Below are 14,915 nucleotides of genomic sequence, written 5' to 3' on the forward strand. Positions count from 1 at the left end.
CCACCACCGAAGCGGAGTCAAGAGGAGCCAAGAAGAGTCCGGAGGAGTCCAGATGGGTGTCACACGCAGAGTCTTCCTGAGGGCCGCGGTCGCGGCCACCGCGGTGGGAACCGTGGGAGCGACCGAGACCGTGCTCGCCCAGGCCGCGTCGGCGGCCAGCCCGCCGGGCGACGTGGTCGGCAAGATCACCGTCGGCTACCAGGGCTGGTTCGCCTGCATCGGCGACGGCGCGCCCATCAACGGCTGGTGGCACTGGACCCAGAACTGGGGCCAGCCGCCGTCCCCGTCCAACACCGGCATCAGTTGCTGGCCCGACGTGCGGGAGTACACCAACACGTACCAGACGTCGTACGCCGCTCTGGGCAACGGCCAGCCCGCCAAGCTGTTCTCCTCCTACGACCAGCAGACGGTGAACACCCACTTCCTGTGGATGCAGCAGAACAACATCGACACCGCGGCGCTCCAGCGCTTCAACCCCACCGGCGGCGAGGGCCCCACCCGCGACGCCATGGCGACCAAGGTGCGCAGCGCCGCCGAGTCGTACGGCCGGAAGTTCCACGTCATGTACGACGTCACCAACTGGACGAACATGCAGTCCGAGATCAAGACGGACTGGACGAACAAGATGTCCGCGCACACCGCGTCCTCGGCGTACGCGAAGCAGAACGGCAAGCCGGTCGTCTGCATCTGGGGCTTCGGCTTCAACGACAACAACCACCCCTTCACCGCCGACGCCTGCCTCGACGTCATCAACTGGTTCAAGGGACAGGGCTGTTACGTCATCGGCGGCGTCCCGCGCGAATGGCGGACGGGCACCGGGGGCTCACGGCCCGGCTATCTGGGCGTCTACCACGCCTTCAACATGATCTCGCCGTGGATGGTCGGCGCCATCGGCAATGTGACCGACGCCGACAACGCCTACAACACCTACACCGTCGGCGACCAGGCCGACTGCAACGCCAACGGCATCGACTACCAGCCCTGCGTCCTGCCCGGCGATGTCTCCGGTCGGCAGCGCGCGCATGGCGACTTCATGTGGCGGCAGTTCTACAACGTGGTGCGGGCCGGGGTGCAGGGCGTCTACATCTCGATGTTCGACGAGTACAACGAGGGCAACCAGATCGCCAAGACCGCCGAGACCCAGGCGTGGGTGCCCACCAACTCCGGATTCCTCGCCCTCGACGAAGACGGCACCGCCTGCTCCTCCGACTACTACCTTCGCCTGACCGGTGACGGCGGCCGCATGCTCAAGGGCGAGATCGCGCTGACCGCAACTCGCCCCACCCAGCCGGTCGTTCCCACCGGCGGCGACACCACACCGCCGGCCGCGCCGGGCGCCCTCACCGTCACCGGGCACACCAGCAACTCGGTCTCGCTGGGCTGGAGCACGTCGACCGACAACGTCGGTGTCACCGGCTACCGCATCCTCCAGGTGTCCGGCTCGACCAGTACCCAGGTGGGCACAGCCAGCTCAACCTCCTTCACCGTCACCGGACTTGGCGCGTCCACCACGTATACCTTCGCCGTCGTGGCGCTCGACGCGGCGGGCAACGTGTCGCAGCCCTCCAACCAGGCCACCGTCACCACCGACCCCCCGTCCAGCACCACCAACCTTGCCCTCCGCCGCCCTACTTCGGAGAGCGGTCACACCCAGATCTACGCCTCGGGCAACGCGACCGACGGCGACGCCAATACCTACTGGGAGTCCGCCAACAACGCCTTCCCACAGTGGGTCCAGGTCGATCTGGGCGCCGCGACCGGCGTCAAACGGATCGTCCTCCGCCTTCCCCCGGCAACCGCCTGGGCCACCCGCACCCAGAGCATCGCCGTCCAAGGCAGCGCAGATGCCGGCACCTTCACCCAGCTTCTCGCCTCGGCGGGCTACACCTTCGACCCGGCGACCGGCAACACCGCGACCCTCACGCTCCCCTCCACCGTCACCACCCGCTACGTACGACTGACCTTCACGGCCAACAACGGCTGGCCGGCCGGGCAGGTTTCGGAGTTCCAGGTGTTCGGCGTCTGATGAAACGGCGTACTGGATTGCGGCGGACCTGATGACGGACACCCCGCGCGGTGGGACCGGGCGCGGGGTGTCGGTGGGTCGGTCGGAGGTCAGGCGCAGAGGACGCGCGTCTCCGGTGTGTAGACCGGGCCGCCGCTGGTGTTCGTGGCGTCGCTGAAGTCCGCGTAGTAGTAGGAGTAGAAGCCGATGTTGCCGTTGCAGCCCGAGTCGGCGGCGACCTGAAGGGTCAGGTTCACGGTCCGGCTCTGGCCGGGCGGGATGGTGGCGCCGTAGTTCGTGCCCAGGTTGGTGGGCCCGGTGCCGGAACAGGGGGTGCTGCCGGTGCTCGTGGTCAGGCTGCAGCCGGTGAAGCTGTACTTGAGGTCGGGCCGCTGGGTGGTCAGCCAGGTGGGATCGATCGTCTGGTAGACGAACAGGATGTCGTAGGTCTTGTTGTTGGTCAGCGTCATCGAAAGGTTCACCGTGCCGCCGGGCGTCGTGGTGGCGGAGTCGGTGGCGAACGTCAGGTCGGTGTCCGCCGCGCTCGCACTCGTGCCCAGGCCGAAGACGGCGAGGAGGAAACCGAGGAGGGTGGCGAGGCCCAGGCGTGTCGTAAGTGGTGATCGCATGGCCCGGGAGGCTAGGCGGGTCGCCCGGGCGCCGTCTGCCCCGCGAAGCGTGCCTCGACCGCCGACCGGCTGAATGTGTTCCTTGTGTGACGTCGGTGCGGCGAGTGTGTGAAGTGGTCACCTGGGCTGCATATGTGCACGGCATGGGGTGGGGATGCGGTGCTCAGGGGGGCGGAAGCATGCCTGTCGGCTGACGGGTGGCTGGCAGGCGGGGCGTGGCGATATTGGCGTGATCTCTGATGTGATGCGTGCCGTAACGCCCGCTGGAACTCGCGTCGGACGCCCGGCGTTCGGGTCGGCGCTGGGGGCAGCGCCGACCCGGAGCCCGCTACTTGCTGACGGCGAAGCGCATCAGGGCCTTTTCGTCGCCCTGCTTGATCTTCCCGGTCTCGTTGATGACCTGGAGCTTCCAGTTCGCGCCGTCCCGAATGGCCTTGGCCACGGCGCAGCCGTTGTCCGCGCTGAGCAGGCTCGGCCAGATGTCGGCGACCTGCTGGGTGCTGCCGCCCGTCGCGTCGTACACCTTGAAACTGATGTTCCGCGCCTTCTGGAAGTTGCTGCCCTTCTTGTACGCGGCGGCGACGAACACGATGGACGTGATGTTGGTCGGCACCTTGGCGAAGTTGACGGTCACCGTCTCGTCGTCGCCGTCCCCCTGGCCGGTCTGGTTGTCCCCGCTGTGCAGCAGCGAGCCGTTGCCCAGCGGATCCGGGGAGTCGAGGCCGGCCAGCCGCACCGGGTCCGCCCCCTGCATCGCGATGGCGATCAGATCGAGGTCGGTACCGACTTTCTGACGGATCTTCCCGATCAAGCCGCCGCTGCTGCCGACGGTCGGGTCCCAGGACGCTCCGATGGTCAGGTGGGTCACCCCATCCAGATCCGCCGGGCCGTCTTCTTTCGTGAGTGTGATCATGCGTGAACCCCTTGGTGAGGCGACTGCGACACACGAATTGTGTCTGGAACAGTCAGAGCTGAGCACACCAGGTCCAGAAATACCGGGACAGGGGGAGTCAGTGGAGGGGATTTGGTCGCGGGAGGTCGCTCCGCGTAACAGCCTCGCGGCTGCGTGTGTTCACCTCGGTGACGCGAGCGCTCAGGAACTCGGCCTCGGTCATCGGTTCCACACCGGCCGGGTCCGCGTCCCATTCGCGGCCGCCGCCGAGTGGGCGGAGCTGGAGGTAGGGACCCTCGCGGCCCATCACGAGACCGACGCGGTTGCGGACGGTGTCGCGTACGGGGGTGCCGATGGTCGGATCGGTAGCGGTAGCGGTAGCAGTAGCAGTAGCAGTAGCAGTAGCAGTAGCAGTAGCAGTAGCAGTAGCGGGTTCGGGTTCGGGTTCCGGTTGTGCGTTGGCGGTCATCGGCCGGTTCCCCTCATGATTACGGCGGCCAGGGTCAGGGCGACGGGGGCGGAGCAGACGCCGAGGTGGACGAGGGCGTAGCGGGTGGACAGGGTGGCGTCGCTGTCGCCGCCGTTCACGTAGGGGGTACGTACGTCCATCGCGGGGAGTTGGACGCCGGCGTGGGTGAGGGCTGTGGCGAGGGCGTCGCGGGCTTCGATCGCCTCCTGGACCTTGGCGTCGGTGGGCGTTGTACGGCGCTGGGTCGTCATGGCGTGCTCCATCGGTTGCTCTTGCACGGTTTCTCCGCCCTGGCCACGCGGCGTGAACTACCGTGCGTGACGAAGGCATTACGAGAATGCGCCGGGAGCGAGGTGGACACGCCGTCGGCGGGGCGGGCCTCCCCGGAAGACCACGCAAGTTCCACACCTTCCACCGAGGGGAACGGCATGCCGACGAGACGAGCGGTCACCGGCCGCAGCCGGGAACCACGCGCACGGTTCGCGGAGGAGCTGCGGTTACTGCGCACGCAGCGTGGTCACAGCCTGCGGCAGCTCGGTGAACGGCTGGGCTGGGACTGGTCGTTGTTCGGGAAGATGGAGAAGGGCGAGACCCTGGGCGGCCCCGAGGTCGTGCAGGCGCTCGACCAGCACTACGGGACGCCTGGGCTGTTGCTGGCGTTGTGGGAACTGGCGGTGAGCGACAAGACCCAGTTCCGCGAGCGGTATCGGCAGTACATGGCGCTTGAGGCGGAGGCGACGAGCCTGTGGCACTTCGCGGTGAGTGTCCTCCCCGGGCTGCTTCAGACTCCGGGGTACGCGCGGGAGGTACTGGCCGCGGGCGGGCTCAAGGGGGAGGAACTGGAGCAGCAGGTCGAAGCGCGCATGGGGCGGCGGGAGTTGCTGGAGGGGGAGGACGCACCGCCGTTCCGGACGATCCTGTCGGAGGCGGTGCTGCGGACGCCTTTGCGGGATGTGGGGGAGTGGCGGGGGCAGTTGGAGTACTTGGGGGAGGTTGCGGAGCGGGCGAACGTGACGCTCCATGTGCTGCCGTTCAGTGCGGGGCCGCATGGCTTGATGGGTGCAGCCGTGATGTTCCTTCGACTGCCGGAGGGACGTACCGTGGCATACGTCGAGAACGGCTATCGCGGTGAACTCATCGGAGAAACCGCGCCTGTTGAGCAAATGCAGCTCAAGTACGATGCCGTGCGCGACTTGGCCTTGTCCCCGGCCGAGTCGCGGAAGGTCGTCCTGCGCATTCTGGAGGAAGTACCGTGCGATCCCGCGATTTGAGTGCCATCACGTGGCGCAAGAGCTCCTACAGCAATCAGGACGGCGGTGAGTGCGTCGAGGTCTCTGATGACCTCCTGAGCGCGGCTGCCTGGCGCAAGAGCTCCCACAGCAACTCGGACGGCGGCGCATGCGTCGAGGTCTCCCACGACTTCGCCTCCCTCGTCCCCGTCCGCGACAGCAAGACCCCGCACGGCCCCGTGCTCACGTTCGCCGCGGACGACTGGGCGTCGTTCGTCTCGGCCGTGAAGGGTGGCGAACTCACCGCCTGACCGGAACCGGATCAACGCGCCCGGCGTCGTCGTAACGTGTGACGTCGTACGAATGGAGGCAAGGGCGCGTTCTTGCGCTGCTTGCCGTGCTGGCCGCCCTCCCGTTGGTCTTTCATTCCGTGGTCCCGAATACACCCGGCCGGCTGGGCAGCCTTGTTGAGACGTTCCTTCCTTGGCTCGGTCTGACCGTCCCGGTACTGCTGGCCGGGGCGATCCTGCGCCGCTCCTTCGTCGCATCGATCGCGTTGCTGCTCCCTGTCGCGGCGTGGGTCGGCCTTTTCGGCGATCTGCTGCTGCCGCCCAGCCATGAATCGGCGGGGCAGATCACTGCCGTTCAGCACAATGTCAGCGACGTAAATCCTGACCCGGCAGGCACCGCGAGGACGTTGCTCAAGCCCCGGGCCGACCTCATCGCCTTGGAGGAGTTGACGCCTTCCGCCTTGCCGGCCTTCGCGGCAGCCCTGGCGACGGACTATCCCCATCACGCGGCAGAGGGCACGGTCGGACTCTGGTCGAAGTACCCGCTCTCCGACGTGCGACTGGTGGACATCAGGCCGGAGGGAATCGGGGAGGGCTGGAACCGTGGGCTGCGGGCGACCGCCAGTACGGCACAGGGCGATGTCGCTGTGTATGTGGCTCATCTGCCGTCCGTACGCCTCGGCCTGACGAGCGGATTCAGTTCCCCCTTGCGGGACGAGAGCGCTGTTCGCCTTGGCGAAGCGATTGCCGCCGAGCGGCTGGACAAGGTGATTCTGCTCGGGGATCTCAACGGCACGGTGAACGACCGCGGTCTCGCGCCGGTCAACTCGCAGATGGACGCGGCTGGTTCAGGGTTCGCGTTCAGCTGGCCGGCCTCGCTGCCCATGACTCGCATCGACCAGATCATGGCCCGCTCGGCGACAGTCACCGAAGTCTGGTCGCTGCCTGCGACGGGGAGCGACCACCTGCCGATAGCCGCTCACATCAGGCTCTGAATCGCATCCAGGAGGCTCCTGATCAACCCTGCGGAGGCGCGGGGCGTACCAGGCCCGACTGGTAGGCGATGACGACCAGTTGGGCGCGGTCGCGGGCGTTGAGCTTCGTCATCGCGCGGTGGACGTGGGTGCGTACGGTCAAAGGGCTGACGAAGAGCTGCTCGGCGATCTCGGTGTTGGAGTGGCCCTCCGCGGCCAGCGCCATCACCTCTCGTTCGCGGGCGGTGAGGGTGTCGAGGGCGCCGGGGAGCGCGAGCGGTGCGCCGGGTGCCGGGGTGGTCTGGAAGCGGGTGATGAGGGCGCGGGTGGCCAGGGGGGAGAGGAGGCTGTCTCCGGAGGCCACGGTGCGGATGGCGTCCAGGAGTTCGTCGGCGCGGACGTCCTTACCGAGGAAACCGCTCGCACCCGCGCGCAGCGCCTGGGCGACGTACTCGTCGATCTCGAACGTGGTGAGGATGAGGATGCGGCTGGCCGACAGATCCGGGTCGGCACAGATCGCGGCGGTGGCGGCGAGGCCGTCCGTACCGGGCATCCGGATGTCCATGAGGACGACGTCGGGGCGGTGGACGCGGGCCAGCTCGACCGCCTCCTTGCCGTCGACGGCCTCGCCGACCACGGTCAGGTCGTCGCAGGAGTCGATCAGGATCCGGAAGGTGGCCCGCAGGAGGGCCTGGTCGTCGGCGAGGAGGACGCGGATGGTCATCTGGAGCTGTCTTCTTCCGAATCTGGGGAGGGAGCGGGGGTGTTGATGTCCGGGATACTCGTGATGTCCGTGGTGACGGGTCCTAGGTGTGCCCTAGGCACGGATCGGCAGTTCCGTGGTCACCGTGAAGCCGCCGTCCGGGCGGTGGCCCGCCTGGAGACGGCCCCCGACGGACTGGGCGCGCTCGCGCATGCCCATGAGACCGAAGCCGCCGCTCGCACCCGGAACGGCGGGGGCCGAGGCATCACCGTCGTCGCTGACCGTGATCTTCAGCCAGTCGGGGGAGTGCACGAGGTGGACGCGTGCCGTCTTCGCGGTGGCGTGCTTGGCGACGTTGGTGAGTGCCTCCTGCACGATCCGGTACGCCGTCACGTCCACGCCCGGTGACAGCGGCTGTTCGTCGCCGTCCGCGGTGACGGTGACCGTGAGCCCGGCGGCGGCGAACGCGGTGGTCAGTTCGGCGAGCCGGTCCAGTCCCGGGGCCGGTTCCAGGGGCGCGTCGGGGTCGTCCGACTGGCGCAACAGGCCGACGGTGGACTTGAGTTCACGCAGCGCCGAGGACGTCGTACCGGCCAGGTCGTCGAGCATCCGCGGGACCTGGTCCGGGTGGGTGCGCGCGAGGTGTGCGGCGGTGCCGGCCAGCGCGTTGGCCAGGGCCATGTGATGGGCGACGACGTCGTGCAGTTCGCGGGCGATGCGTACGCGCTCCTCGGCGACCCGGTGCCGTGCCTCCTCCTCGCGGGTGCGCTCGGCGTGTTCGGCGCGGGCCTGCACGGCCTCGACGTAGGCATGGCGCAGCCGGGTCGCGGTGCCCCAGGCGAGCGGCGTCAGCGCCCAGAAGACGGGGCCGATCGTCTTGAGGGGCCACGGGTGGTCGTACTGGTCGCCGACCAGGGCCGTGCCCACCAGCAGGACGACGACGGCGAGGAGGGCGATACGTCCCGTCCTGCGGTTGGTGTACATGGCGAGCGCGTACAGCGCGAGCATGAGCGGTGCGAGGAGCAGCGGCGTCATCAGATAACCCACCGCGCTGCTGGTGTTGACGGTGACCGCGGTCACGGCCACGACGGTGCGGGGGTGGCTCTTGCGCCACCACAGGGCCGCGGAGCCGACGGCTCCCAGGACCACACCGGGCCACCAGGGGATGTGGTCGCCGGAAGGTTCCTGGAGGCTTGTGGCGCTGCCGAGGAGGGTGAGGCTGAACACCTGCACGATGACCGTCACGTCGACGACGCGAGGATGGGTGTCCACGTATCGCTTCAAGCTGGTGATCATCGGTTCTCCCGGTCGGATCGAGCTGCGTCCATGGTGGGCGCGGTGGTGCGGAAACCGCCAACGAGGGTCGCTCGTGTCGCCACGGGCGGCCCTCGGCGCGGGGGCTGTCAGACGTGAGCCGTCAGACGTGAGCCGTCAGGCGTGAGCGGACTCCAGGTCGGCCGGGTCCGGCTGCGCAGGGGATGCGGTGGACTGCTGACTCAGCGCCTCGCCCTCCACATCGACCTTCGGCAGGATCCGGTCCAGCCAACGCGGCATCCACCACGCCGCCTTGCCGAGCAGCGCGAGGACCGCGGGCACGAGCGCCATGCGGACGACGAACGCGTCGAACAGGACGGCGATGGCGAGGCCGAAGCCGATCATCTTGATCATTGACTCACCGGCACCGATGAACCCGGAGAACACCGCCATCATGATCAGCGCGGCCGCCACCACGACCCGGGCGCTGTACCGGAACCCGGTGACCACCGCCTGACCGGGCCCGTCCCCATGGACGTACGCCTCCCGCATCCGGGCGACGAGGAACACCTCGTAGTCCATGGCGAGACCGAACACGATGCCCACCAGGAAGATCGGCATCATGCTCATGATCGGGCCGGTCGACTCGACGCCGATGAGGTTCGCGCCCCAGCCCCACTGGAAGACCGCGATGACGGAACCGAGGGCGGCGAGGACCGACAGGAGGAAGCCGAAGGCCGCCTTTATCGGTACGAGGATGGAGCGGAAGACGACCATCAGGAGCACGATGGCCAGGCCCACCACGACGATCAGGTACGGGATCAGCGCGTCCTGCATCTTCTGGGCGACGTCGATGTTGAGCGCGGTGGTGCCGGTGACCTCGAACTCCGCGCCGGTCGAGGACTCGGTCGCGGAACGGTCCTCGCGGATGGTCTGGACGAGGTCCTTGGTCTTCTCGCTGGTGGGCGCGTCGGCCGGGACCGCGGAGAAGACCGCCGTGTCGCCCGTGGGATTGAACCGCGCGGCCGACACGGAGACGACTCCCTCCGTGTCACCGATCCTCTCCTCGATCACCTGGACCGCGGCCTTCGGGTCCGCGGCGCCCTTGGCGTCCACGACGATGGTCAGCGGGCCGTTGAAGCCGGGGCCGAAGCCCTGGGCGAGGTCGTCGTAGGCGCGGCGCTCGGTGGTGGAGGTGGGTTTGGCCTCGTCGCCGCTCGTGCCGAGCTGGAGGTCAAGGACCGGGATCGCGAGGGCGCCGAGGCCGACGACCGAGACGAGGAGTACGGGCAGAGGGCGGCGCAGGACGAACCGTGCCCAGCGGGTGCCCCCGTTGTTCTCGCCGGTGTCCTCGACACGGTTCTCGGCGGTCTCCTTGACCCGGTTCTCGCCGGTCTCCTTGACCCGGCCGCGTTTGCGGGTGGAGCGGGAGAGTACGGCGTTCGGCCAGAAGCCGAGCAGGGCCGGGACCAGCGTCAGCGCGATGAGGACGCCGACGGCGACCGCTCCCGCGGCGGCCAGACCCATCTTGGTGAGCATCGGCACGCCGACGACCGCGAGGCCGGCCAGCGCGATGACGACGGTGAGCCCCGCGAAGACGACCGCGGACCCGGCGGTACCGGTGGCAAGACCAACCGCCTCCTGGGGCGAGTGGCCCTTGGCGCGCTCCTCTCGATAGCGGGAGACGATGAACACGGCGTAGTCGATACCGCACGCGAGCCCGAGCATCGTGGCCAGCGTGCCCGTCGTCGAGGACAGGCCGAACGTGCTGGCCAGCGCCATGATCGCGGCCATGCTGACGCCGACCCCGATGATCGCGGTCAGCAGCGGCAGCCCGGCGGCGGCCAGTGAACCGAAGGTGATCAGCAGCACGACGGCCGCGATGGAGACGCCGATCACCTCGGCCATGCCGCCCGCCGCGGGCTGGGTCGCCAGCGCGGTTCCGCCCACCTCGACGGTCAGATCCGAGCCCTGGGCCTCCTTGATGGCGGCCTTCAGGGTGTTCTTGGCGGCGTCGGTGAGATCGTCGGCCTTCACCTTGTAGGTGACGGTGGAGTACGCCGTCGAGGCGTCCTCGCTCACCGCCTTCGCCTGGAACGGGCTCACCGCACCGGCGACCTGTGAACCGTCGGACGCCTCGGCCACGAACTTCTGGATGACCGCACGGTTCTCGGGCGAGGTGACCTTCTCCCCCTCGGGCGCGACGAACACGACACGGGCGCTCGCCCCGTCGGCCGTGGAACCGGGGAAGCGCTGCTCCATGAGGTCGAACGCCTTCTGGGACTCGATGCCCGGCATGGCGTAGCTCTGGTCGGGGGCGGTCGGCGCGGTGGCCGCGCCGAAGCCGACACCGCCGAGCACCGCCACCCACAGGAGGGCGGCGAACCAGCGCCGCCGGAAGGCCAGACGGCCCAGTCGATAGAGAAAGGTAGCCACGGGCAGAGGTCTCCACATCTGATCTCGGATACCTCTCAGGCTCCCGGGGAAGGGGGTGCCCCGTCGTCGTGCGCCTGCCGACAATCCGCACTACTGAAAACGCAGTACGCCGGGGCGGCGCGTGGTCCCCGGGAACGACGGGGGCGGAGGGCATGGCAGGGCCTTGGCGTTGACGACCGGCGGGCATGGCAGGGCCTTGGTGTTGGGGGCCGGAGGTGTAGGAGCAGACGGCCCTGATCCACACACGGCGGGGATCGGCTACTGGCTCGGCCGGGCGACGCGATTTTGAGCCTCCGGTTCACCGTCGGGCGGAAGGTGATCTCTAGACGCTGTACCCGCCGTCCACGCCCAGCGCCTGCCCGGTGATGAAACCGGCGCGGTCGGAGGCCAGGAACGCGACCGCCTCCGCGATGTCCGTCGCGTCGCCGAACCGGCGCAGCGGGATGTTGCGTCGGGTGATCTCCAGCGCCGCCTCGTCGAGTTCGCCGGAACTGATCAGACGGGCGGCGATGCCGTCGGTCAGCATGCCGGGGCCGACGCAGTTCACGCGCACCCCGTAACGCCCCTCTTCGGCGGCCAGTGCTCGTGCGACCGCCTCGACCGCGCCCTTCGTGCCCGACGAGAGCCCGTCCCGGACCGGGAACCGGCGGGTGGCAACCGTGGTGACGGCGACGATGTTGCCCCGGCTCTCCCGCAGTCTCGGCAGCGCTGCGTGGACCAGGTTGAAGAACGCCCCGGCGTCCGCGTCGAGTTGGGCGCGGTACTGGCTCGGCGTGACCCTGCTCAGATGCACCATCGGCACGTGCGGGCCCGCCGCGTACACCAGGGTGTGGATACCGCCGAACTCCGAGGCGGCCTCGGTCACCGCTCCCGCCGTGGCCGACTCGTCGGTCAAATCGAGGCGCAGGGCAAGGACTTGGCGCCCGTACGTCTTCACCTCTCCGGCGAGAGCGTCGGCCGCCGCCTGGTTGGCGCGATACGTGAACGCCACGTCGCTGCCCCGCTCGGCCAGCGTCCGTACGACCGCAGCGCCGATACCGCCCGTGCCGCCCGCGACGAACGCGGCACCTGTGCTGTTGGCGAAGTCAGACATCGCAGCATTCCAACACGCGGCCGTACCCGCCGAACAGTCGCGGGCAGCGACCGAACCGGCGTGCGCCGACGACCTGCATCCGCAGGGGTGGTGGGCCCGTCGTCGCCGGGGTCACCGCCGTCACTCGTCGCCGCCCGTCAGGCGTTCGAGAGTGACACCTCGGTCGCCTTGATGAGCGCCACGACCGGGGACCCGGTGGCAAGGCCGAGTTCCGTGACCGCGTCCTTGGTGATCGCGGAGGTCAGTTCGCCGCCCGCCACGTCGACCTTGACGCGGGCCATGGCGCCACCGGCGGCGACGTCGGTGACCGTGCCGGGGAGCTGATTGCGGATGCTGACCCCGCTCACCGGGCCGGTGGCCAGGGACACCTCCGTCGACTTGATCAGCGCGCGGACCGCGGAACCCGTGGTCAGTCCCAGGTCCTCGACGGCCTCCAGGGTGATGGCCGCCGTGAGGTCCTGACCGCCGTCGAGGCGCACCTTCACCGTCGCCATCACCTCACCGGGGGTGACGGAGGCGACGGTGCCGGGGAGTTGATTGCGGATGCTCAGACTCATGCGGGCTGCCTCGATTGCTGTGCGGGGCGGAAGGTTCGAGACATTATGTCCGCGATGTCGTTGTCGGGGCGCCCGCGGACGTGTCGCGGATCGTGTCGCTGTTGGGCCGAACGGGTGACCATGCGTAAGAATTGCCCGGTGCAGACAACGAGTGCGAGCCAGGACGGGGTGGATCTGTGAACGGTCACGACGCCACCGACGAACAGTGGGAGGGGCTCGCCCAGGTAGTTCCGTTGCGGGGCCGGGACGCCTGGCCCTCGGCGGTCGACCATCGGTCGATACCCGAGGCCCCGACGGAGGCGCGCCGCCGCTTCATGGTGCTGCGGATCAACGTGTTCGCGGACGCTCGCGAGGTCGCCGAGACACTGATGGCGGGCATACCCGTCCTCCTCGACCTGACCGGCGCGGAGACCGAAGTCGCCAAGCGGGTACTGGACTTCAGCACAGGTGTGGTCTTCGGGCTGGCGAGCGGCATGCACCGCGTCGACCGGAACGTGTTCCTGCTGACGCCGCCGGGGACCGAGGTTCAGGGGCTGATGGAGGGAGCGCGGATTCCGGGGGTGTGACGCGCGGTCCTCGGCACGCCGTAGCCCGTCGGGGCCTTCTTGGGGGTCAGTCGGTGGCTCGTCCCTCGATCGTAGGAAGGTCCCCGAGGCGGAACGGTTCGCCTGACGGCGGAGGCCTACCGTCCGGATATGACCCTGCCTTCCCTGGAAGCCCCCGCGGTGGCGGAGGTGCGTCCCGACCGCCCGGGCGTCACCGAGCTGCGGCTCGCCGCGTTCGCCGCGCACCGGCGCGTCCGGTTCCCGCTCGGACCGCTCACCCTCGTCGCCGGCCCCAGCGGCAGCGGTAAGACCAGTGCCCTGCGGGCGTACGAGGCGCTGGCACGGCTCGGCAGCGGCGCCGAGCTGGGAGAGGTGTTCCCGGCCCCGGTCACCTGTGTGCCCGAGCGTGCCAGGCCCGACGCCCAGCGACGGCGCGGCTTCCGCATCGGCTGCACCGTCAACGGCCCCGAAGGCCCCGTCCGCCTCGACATCGCCGTACAGGCCGAGCCCGAACTGCGCATCGTGGGCGAGCGGTTGACCGCGGGTGGCCTGACCCTGCTGGAGACGGCGCTACGGGACCCGGGGCGGCCCGTGGTCCAGGCCGCCTGGCACACCGGCGGCTCGTCCGCGGTGACCCGGGGTCCGCTCCCCGACGACCGCCTCGGCACCGCGCTCCTGCCGCTGCGCGTCGCGGGCAGGACGGCCGGGGAGCGTCAAGTCCTCGCCGCCGCCGAGCAGATGGTGCTCGCACTGCGGTCCGTCTTCGCCTGCGACCCGAGCCCCAGGCAGATGCGCGCCCCCGTCCCGGTCGGCTCGGGCCTGCTGCTGCGCGGCTGCGACAACCTCGCCGAAGTGCTGTGGCGTACCCGGGCGGAGTGCGGCCGACGGCACGCGCAGCTGGTCGCCGCGGTCGGGTCCGGATGCGCGGGCCCCGTCACGGACGTCCTGGGCGAGCCCCTGCGCGACGGCATGATCCGGGCGTTCCTCGACCGCGGCGACGGCTTTCGTACGGAGCTGGGGCTGCTCGGGGACGGCGAGTTGAGGTATCTGGCGCTGGCCTTGGTGCTGCTCACCGGACCGGGCGTGCTGGCGGTCGACCAGGCGGGCGAGGTTCCCGCGGCCCTCCAGACGCTGACCGTCCTGACCGACGGACTCGACCGCTGCCTGGACGCCCGGCAGACGGGGGAGCTGGTGCGGCTGGCGGCGCGGATGTGCGAGCGTGGGCACATCCGGCTGGTCGGCACCCTGAGCGACGCCTCCTGGGCGTACGGAGTGCCTGGCGTGACGGTGGTGGACCTGTAGGCCCCGTAAACCCCTTGGATCCCGTAAACCCTTAGACCCCTTAGGCCCCTTAGGCCTCTAGCCGTGGCAGGGGCTGGACGTGAGTTGTGACGGAAGCTGGACGTGAGTCGTGAGTGAACTGGACGTAGAGAAGCTGCAGCGCCGCCTGGCCGAGTTCGCGGCCGCGCGGAACTGGCAGCCGTACCACACACCCAAGAACCTCGTCGCCGCGCTGAGCGTGGAGGCGTCCGAACTGCTTGAGATCTTCCAGTGGTTGACGCCGGAGGAGTCGGACCGGGTGATGGACGACGCGGACACCGCTCACCGCGTCACCGACGAGGTCGCGGACGTCCTGGCCTATCTGCTCCAGTTCTGCGAGGTGCTCGGCATCGACCCACTCGCGGCGCTCGACGCGAAGATCGACCGGAACGAGCGGAGGTTTCCGGTGCCGGAGGGGTCGTGACGGCTGGGAGATCTGGGAACTCCGCGAGGTCTGGGAACTCCGGGAGATCCGGGAACTCCGGGAGATCCGGATAATCTGGAGGATTGTCACTCTAC

16 protein-coding genes are annotated in these 14,915 nt (G+C 69.2%); 7 read left to right on the top strand and 9 right to left on the bottom strand.

The window, feature by feature from the left end; all coding sequences use genetic code 11:
* Positions 1 to 52: 52 nt before the first annotated feature.
* Positions 53 to 2,026, top strand: a complete 1,974-nt coding sequence (locus AB0N66_RS00415) for a discoidin domain-containing protein (RefSeq protein WP_365426260.1) — start codon at positions 53 to 55, stop codon at positions 2,024 to 2,026.
* An 89-nt stretch (positions 2,027 to 2,115) separates the two neighbouring features.
* Here the strand turns inward: AB0N66_RS00415 and AB0N66_RS00420 are convergent, their stop codons facing one another.
* The 4 genes from AB0N66_RS00420 to AB0N66_RS00435 form a co-directional block, all read right to left on the bottom strand.
* On the bottom strand, positions 2,116 to 2,634 hold the full coding sequence (locus AB0N66_RS00420; RefSeq protein WP_365426263.1) for a hypothetical protein: 519 nt from the start codon (positions 2,632 to 2,634) through the stop codon (positions 2,116 to 2,118).
* 328 nt (positions 2,635 to 2,962) lie between these two features.
* Positions 2,963 to 3,547 carry a TerD family protein gene (locus tag AB0N66_RS00425; protein WP_365426266.1) on the bottom strand — a complete coding sequence of 195 codons (585 nt, stop codon included), beginning with the start codon at positions 3,545 to 3,547 and terminating at the stop codon, positions 2,963 to 2,965.
* 97 nt (positions 3,548 to 3,644) lie between these two features.
* Complete coding sequence (locus AB0N66_RS00430) at positions 3,645 to 3,833, bottom strand: hypothetical protein (protein ID WP_365427257.1); 189 nt, start codon at positions 3,831 to 3,833, stop codon at positions 3,645 to 3,647.
* A gap of 158 nt (positions 3,834 to 3,991) precedes the next feature.
* A complete protein-coding gene (locus tag AB0N66_RS00435; protein WP_365426269.1) occupies positions 3,992 to 4,246 on the bottom strand; it encodes a hypothetical protein in 255 nt (84 codons plus the stop codon).
* 177 nt (positions 4,247 to 4,423) lie between these two features.
* On the opposite strand from AB0N66_RS00435, the gene AB0N66_RS00440 reads away from it, so the two are divergent.
* The 3 genes from AB0N66_RS00440 to AB0N66_RS00450 all read left to right on the top strand — a co-directional run bounded on the left by AB0N66_RS00440 (position 4,424) and on the right by AB0N66_RS00450 (position 6,509).
* Complete coding sequence (locus AB0N66_RS00440; RefSeq protein ID WP_365426272.1) at positions 4,424 to 5,266, top strand: helix-turn-helix transcriptional regulator; 843 nt, start codon at positions 4,424 to 4,426, stop codon at positions 5,264 to 5,266.
* On the top strand, positions 5,248 to 5,535 hold the full coding sequence (locus tag AB0N66_RS00445; protein WP_365426274.1) for a DUF397 domain-containing protein: 288 nt from the start codon (positions 5,248 to 5,250) through the stop codon (positions 5,533 to 5,535). The genes AB0N66_RS00440 and AB0N66_RS00445 overlap by 19 nt, the downstream gene beginning before the upstream one ends.
* Positions 5,536 to 5,654: 119 nt before the next feature.
* Positions 5,655 to 6,509 (top strand): endonuclease/exonuclease/phosphatase family protein, encoded by an 855-nt coding sequence (locus AB0N66_RS00450; protein ID WP_365426276.1) that lies wholly within the window; start codon positions 5,655 to 5,657, stop codon positions 6,507 to 6,509.
* Between the two features lie 22 nt (positions 6,510 to 6,531).
* Here the strand turns inward: AB0N66_RS00450 and AB0N66_RS00455 are convergent, their stop codons facing one another.
* The 5 genes from AB0N66_RS00455 to AB0N66_RS00475 form a co-directional block, all read right to left on the bottom strand.
* Entirely contained in the window at positions 6,532 to 7,212 is a 681-nt protein-coding gene (locus AB0N66_RS00455; protein WP_365426279.1) for a response regulator transcription factor, read from the bottom strand.
* A gap of 93 nt (positions 7,213 to 7,305) precedes the next feature.
* Positions 7,306 to 8,487 (bottom strand): sensor histidine kinase, encoded by a 1,182-nt coding sequence (locus AB0N66_RS00460; RefSeq protein WP_365426282.1) that lies wholly within the window; start codon positions 8,485 to 8,487, stop codon positions 7,306 to 7,308.
* Positions 8,488 to 8,622: 135 nt separating this feature from the next.
* Positions 8,623 to 10,881: an MMPL family transporter gene (locus tag AB0N66_RS00465; protein WP_365426285.1), complete on the bottom strand. Its 2,259-nt coding sequence runs from the start codon at positions 10,879 to 10,881 to the stop codon at positions 8,623 to 8,625.
* A gap of 322 nt (positions 10,882 to 11,203) precedes the next feature.
* A complete protein-coding gene (locus AB0N66_RS00470; protein WP_365426288.1) occupies positions 11,204 to 11,974 on the bottom strand; it encodes an SDR family oxidoreductase in 771 nt (256 codons plus the stop codon).
* Positions 11,975 to 12,111: 137 nt separating this feature from the next.
* Positions 12,112 to 12,531 carry a TOBE domain-containing protein gene (locus tag AB0N66_RS00475; RefSeq protein ID WP_365426291.1) on the bottom strand — a complete coding sequence of 140 codons (420 nt, stop codon included), beginning with the start codon at positions 12,529 to 12,531 and terminating at the stop codon, positions 12,112 to 12,114.
* A gap of 176 nt (positions 12,532 to 12,707) precedes the next feature.
* Here AB0N66_RS00475 and AB0N66_RS00480 point away from each other — a divergent pair, with 176 nt between their 5' ends.
* The 3 genes from AB0N66_RS00480 (at position 12,708) to AB0N66_RS00490 (ending at position 14,820) form a co-directional block, all read left to right on the top strand.
* On the top strand, positions 12,708 to 13,097 hold the full coding sequence (locus AB0N66_RS00480) for a cell division protein SepF (RefSeq protein WP_365426294.1): 390 nt from the start codon (positions 12,708 to 12,710) through the stop codon (positions 13,095 to 13,097).
* Between the two features lie 129 nt (positions 13,098 to 13,226).
* Positions 13,227 to 14,378, top strand: a complete 1,152-nt coding sequence (locus AB0N66_RS00485) for an ATP-binding protein (RefSeq protein WP_365426297.1) — start codon at positions 13,227 to 13,229, stop codon at positions 14,376 to 14,378.
* 109 nt (positions 14,379 to 14,487) lie between these two features.
* Positions 14,488 to 14,820 carry a nucleotide pyrophosphohydrolase gene (locus AB0N66_RS00490; protein ID WP_365426300.1) on the top strand — a complete coding sequence of 111 codons (333 nt, stop codon included), beginning with the start codon at positions 14,488 to 14,490 and terminating at the stop codon, positions 14,818 to 14,820.
* The last annotated feature ends 95 nt before the right edge of the window (positions 14,821 to 14,915 follow it).

Origin of the sequence: Streptomyces sp. NPDC093544 (assembly GCF_040683495.1) — a bacterium.
GTDB lineage: Bacteria > Actinomycetota > Actinomycetes > Streptomycetales > Streptomycetaceae > Streptomyces.

What these genes read in the sequence shown, in the direction of transcription:
- AB0N66_RS00415 (WP_365426260.1), top strand. Translation starts at nt 53, where the DNA reads ATGGGTGTCACACGCAGAGTCTTCCTGAGGGCCGCGGTCGCGGCCACC.
- AB0N66_RS00420 (WP_365426263.1), bottom strand. Translation starts at nt 2,634, where the DNA reads ATGCGATCACCACTTACGACACGCCTGGGCCTCGCCACCCTCCTCGGT.
- AB0N66_RS00425 (WP_365426266.1), bottom strand. Translation starts at nt 3,547, where the DNA reads ATGATCACACTCACGAAAGAAGACGGCCCGGCGGATCTGGATGGGGTG.
- AB0N66_RS00430 (WP_365427257.1), bottom strand. Translation starts at nt 3,833, where the DNA reads ATGGGCCGCGAGGGTCCCTACCTCCAGCTCCGCCCACTCGGCGGCGGC.
- AB0N66_RS00435 (WP_365426269.1), bottom strand. Translation starts at nt 4,246, where the DNA reads ATGACGACCCAGCGCCGTACAACGCCCACCGACGCCAAGGTCCAGGAG.
- AB0N66_RS00440 (WP_365426272.1), top strand. Translation starts at nt 4,424, where the DNA reads ATGCCGACGAGACGAGCGGTCACCGGCCGCAGCCGGGAACCACGCGCA.
- AB0N66_RS00455 (WP_365426279.1), bottom strand. Translation starts at nt 7,212, where the DNA reads ATGACCATCCGCGTCCTCCTCGCCGACGACCAGGCCCTCCTGCGGGCC.
- AB0N66_RS00460 (WP_365426282.1), bottom strand. Translation starts at nt 8,487, where the DNA reads ATGATCACCAGCTTGAAGCGATACGTGGACACCCATCCTCGCGTCGTC.
- AB0N66_RS00470 (WP_365426288.1), bottom strand. Translation starts at nt 11,974, where the DNA reads ATGTCTGACTTCGCCAACAGCACAGGTGCCGCGTTCGTCGCGGGCGGC.
- AB0N66_RS00475 (WP_365426291.1), bottom strand. Translation starts at nt 12,531, where the DNA reads ATGAGTCTGAGCATCCGCAATCAACTCCCCGGCACCGTCGCCTCCGTC.
- AB0N66_RS00485 (WP_365426297.1), top strand. Translation starts at nt 13,227, where the DNA reads ATGACCCTGCCTTCCCTGGAAGCCCCCGCGGTGGCGGAGGTGCGTCCC.